Source organism: Pseudomonas juntendi (genome assembly GCF_009932375.1).
Classification (GTDB): domain Bacteria; phylum Pseudomonadota; class Gammaproteobacteria; order Pseudomonadales; family Pseudomonadaceae; genus Aquipseudomonas; species Aquipseudomonas juntendi.
Genome location: NZ_BLJG01000506.1, coordinates 1 through 352 on the forward strand (window position 1 = coordinate 1; position 352 = coordinate 352).

General features: G+C 61.4%; 1 protein-coding gene. It reads right to left on the reverse strand.

Annotated features, from left to right (window positions below; genetic code table 11):
* A partial coding sequence (locus GYA94_RS26970) for a DUF444 family protein (protein WP_161893484.1) occupies positions 1 to 279 on the reverse strand: 279 nt, incomplete at its 3' end.
* Positions 280 to 352: the final 73 nt, after the last annotated feature.

The window sequence follows — 352 nt, forward strand, 5'->3', positions numbered from 1 at the left end:
GCCTTGCGGCCTGGGTATGTGTTCACCGGCAGTGAACTCCTTGTTGCCGGGGTGCACGATGGTCTGTTTGCCCCCGCGGCCATGGTGCAGCACCGGTTCGTCGATATCACGCCCGGGAATGCTGATCTGTTCGCCGTGTTCCATGTCCATGATGGAGCGGCGGCTTACCGCCTCTTCGACGGCCTTCTTGATGTGTTCGCGGTACCGCCGCAGGAAGCGCTGGCGGTTGACCGTGCTCTTGTTCTTGCCGTTCAGGCGGCGGTCTATAACGTAGCTCATGGTCCCTCCGGTAGCTGGAGCAGCTGCAAGCCACAAGCCCTGGACGCCAAGCGGTAAGCTTCAAGCTGCAAGT